This is a genomic window from Shimia sp. (assembly GCF_041624275.1).
Lineage (GTDB): Bacteria > Pseudomonadota > Alphaproteobacteria > Rhodobacterales > Rhodobacteraceae > Shimia.
On record NZ_JBFJVE010000263.1, the window covers coordinates 1 to 3,073 of the forward strand.

General features: G+C 67.5%; 3 protein-coding genes. 2 read left to right on the forward strand and 1 reads right to left on the reverse strand.

The annotated features are described in order from the left end of the window. The coding region (locus ABZD10_RS14745) for a methylmalonyl-CoA mutase family protein (RefSeq protein WP_372887654.1) at positions 1–1,007 on the forward strand (1,007 nt) is incomplete at its 5' end. Positions 1,008–1,064: 57 nt separating this feature from the next. Here ABZD10_RS14745 and ABZD10_RS14750 read toward each other — a convergent pair. Further along, on the reverse strand, positions 1,065–1,985 hold the full coding sequence (locus tag ABZD10_RS14750) for a GlxA family transcriptional regulator (protein ID WP_372887656.1): 921 nt from the start codon (positions 1,983–1,985) through the stop codon (positions 1,065–1,067). Between the two features lie 137 nt (positions 1,986–2,122). Here ABZD10_RS14750 and ABZD10_RS14755 point away from each other — a divergent pair, with 137 nt between their 5' ends. Next, positions 2,123–3,037 (forward strand): 3-keto-5-aminohexanoate cleavage protein, encoded by a 915-nt coding sequence (locus ABZD10_RS14755; RefSeq protein WP_372887658.1) that lies wholly within the window; start codon positions 2,123–2,125, stop codon positions 3,035–3,037. Positions 3,038–3,073: the final 36 nt, after the last annotated feature.

The window sequence follows — 3,073 nt, forward strand, 5'->3', positions numbered from 1 at the left end:
AGCTGGTGCTGCAGGAAGAGACCGGCGTGACCAATGTGGTCGATCCGCTGGCGGGCTCTTACTACGTCGAGGCGCTGACCGACGATCTGATCCAGAAGGCCTGGGCGCTGATCGAAGAGGTCGAGGAAATGGGCGGTATGACCAAGGCGGTGGCCTCGGGGATGCCGAAACTGCGGATCGAGGAATCGGCCGCGACCCGTCAGGCGATGATCGACAAGGGCGAAGAGGTGATCGTCGGCGTCAACAAGTACCGCAAGGAAAAGGAAGACGCGATCGACATTCTCGATGTCGACAACGTGGCGGTGCGCGAAAGCCAGATCGCCCGGCTCGAGAGCATCCGCGCGAGCCGCGACGAGGCCGCCTGTAGCGCGGCCCTCGACGAGCTGACGCGGGTCGCGCAACAAGGGGGGAACCTGCTGGCGGCCGCAGTGGAGGCGGCGCGCGCGCGGGCAAGTGTTGGGGAAATCAGCATGGCAATGGAGAAGGAATTCGGGCGGCACCGCGCCGAGGTCAAGACCCTGGCCGGTGTCTATGGCGCCGCCTACGAAGGCGACGAAGGCTTTGCCGCGATCCAGAAATCGGTGGATGACTTTGCCGAGGCCGAGGGCCGTCGCCCGCGCATGCTGGTGGTCAAGATGGGCCAGGACGGCCACGACCGGGGCGCCAAGGTGATCGCCACCGCCTTTGCCGACATCGGTTTCGACGTCGACGTCGGCCCGCTGTTCCAGACCCCGGCCGAAGCGGCGCAGGACGCGGTCGACAACGACGTGCACGTGGTCGGCATCTCGAGCCAGGCGGCGGGTCACAAGACCCTGGCGCCGCAGCTGATCGAGGCGCTGAAGGAAAAGGACGCCGAGGACATCATCGTCATCTGCGGCGGCGTGATCCCGCAGCAGGACTATGACTTCCTGAAAAAGGCCGGCGTCAAGGCGATCTTCGGCCCCGGCACCAACATCCCCGAGGCGGCGCAGGACATCCTGAAACTGATCGGGCAGGCGCGCGCCTGATCCTGCCGCCACACGACAGCTTTGAAACCCCGGGTTGCTTGGCCAGCCCGGGGTTTTTTATCGGCCAAGCGATCTGCGCAGGTCGCGCACCGAAAGCCCGTGCGCCCTGCGAAAGGCGCGGGCCAGGCTGGCCTGCGAGGCAAAGCCGGTGGCGCTGGCGATCTCCTGCACGCTCATCGAGGTATCGATCGCCAGCCGGTGGGCCTCGTTGAGGCGCAGTTGCAAATAGAAGCCCAGCGGCGACTGCGCCATGTGGGTGGCGAAACGCTGTTCGAGGGCGCGGGGCGAGAGGCTGAGCCGGGCGGCGATGTCGGGGATCGTCAGCGGGTCGTCGAGATGGGCTTCCATCAGCGCCAGCGCGCGGGCGATCAGCGGATGGCGACGCACCGGCCGCGCGGCGGCCCCGGCGCCGACCGCCTGTTCCCCGGCCGGCTGGGGATCATAGACAAGGGCGCTGGCGACGCGTGCCGCCAGCGAGGCGCCGAAGCGGCTCGAGATCAGGTGCAGCATCATGTCCAGCCCCGGTGCGGCACCGCCCGAGGTGGCAAAGGGCGGGTCGAGCACGAAGCGGTCGCGCCTTGTGTCGACGGCGGGAAAGCGGGTGGCGAACTCCTCGAGATCCTCCCAATGGGTGGTGGCGCGGCGCCCGTCGAGCAGCCCGGCCCGGGCCAGCAGCCAGGGGGCGCCGTCGATGGCGGCAATGGCCGCGCCGCTGGTGGCCAGCCGCCGCAACGAGGCCAGAAGGCGCGGGCGGGCGTGGGCTTCGAGGTCGAAGCCGGCGACCAGGATCAGCAGGTCGCAGCCGTCCAGAGCGGCAATCGGCGGGCCGTCGATCCGGAGCCCGCTGGTCAGCTGCGCCGGCGCGCCATCGGCGGTGTGGAACCGCCAGTCGAACAGGGTCCTGCCGGCGCGGCGATTGGCGGCCCGCATCGGGTCGACGGCGGCGGCAAAGCTCAACGTGTTGCTGCGATCCAGCACCAGAACCGCCGTCCGCAAAGGGGCCTCGCCGGGCCGAAAGAGGCTTTTTTCGGAAATCATCAAATATAATGCGTAAATCGGAAAAAGGCGGTGGGCAAGTGCGGGATACTCGCGGCAAGGAAAAGAAGGGAATCGCCATGCCTTTGCAAATGAACCAAGAGGTCTTCATCACCTGCGCCGTGACCGGATCGGGCAGCACACAGGATCGCAGCCCGCATGTGCCGCGCTCGCCAAAACAGATCGCCGACAGCGCGATTGCTGCCGCCAAGGCTGGGGCGGCGGTGGTGCATTGCCACGTGCGCGACCCCGAGACCGGCGCGCCGAGCCGCGATCTGGCGCTTTACCGCGAGGTGACCGATCGCATCCGCGAGGCCGAGGTCGACGTGGTGCTGAACCTGACCGCCGGCATGGGCGGCGACATCGTCTTTGGCGGTGTCGAGGCGCCGCTGCCGCCGGTGGCCGGCACCGACATGGTCGGCGCCAGCGAGCGCATGGCGCATGTGGCCGACTGCCTGCCCGAGATCTGCACGCTGGATTGCGGCACGATGAATTTCGCCGAGGCCGATTACGTGATGACCAACACGCCGGGCATGTTGCAGGCCATGGGCCGGATGATGACCGAACTGGGGGTGAAGCCCGAGATCGAGGCCTTTGACACCGGCCACCTGTGGTATGCCAAACAGCTGGTCGCCGATGGCATTCTGGAGCCCGACGCGCTGGTGCAGCTCTGCATGGGCGTGCCATGGGGGGCGCCGAACGACATGAACACCTTCCTGGCCATGGTCAACAACGTGCCCGAAAGCTGGACCTGGTCGGCGTTTTCGCTGGGGCGCGACCAGATGGCCTATGTCGCGGCGGCGGTGCTGGCGGGCGGCAATGTGCGGGTCGGGCTCGAGGACAACCTGTGGCTCGGCAAAGGCGTTCTGGCCGAGAATTATCAGCTGGTCGAACGCGCGGTGACGATCATCGAGACCATGGGGGCGCGGGTGATCGGGCCCGAGGCGGTGCGGGAAAAGCTGCGCCTGACCAAACGCGCGCCGGTGGCGCGGTAATCGGCCTCGGCGAAATTCATCGTGCCGCAATCCAGC

What these genes read in the sequence shown, in the direction of transcription:
- ABZD10_RS14755 (WP_372887658.1), top strand. Translation starts at nt 2,123, where the DNA reads ATGCCTTTGCAAATGAACCAAGAGGTCTTCATCACCTGCGCCGTGACC.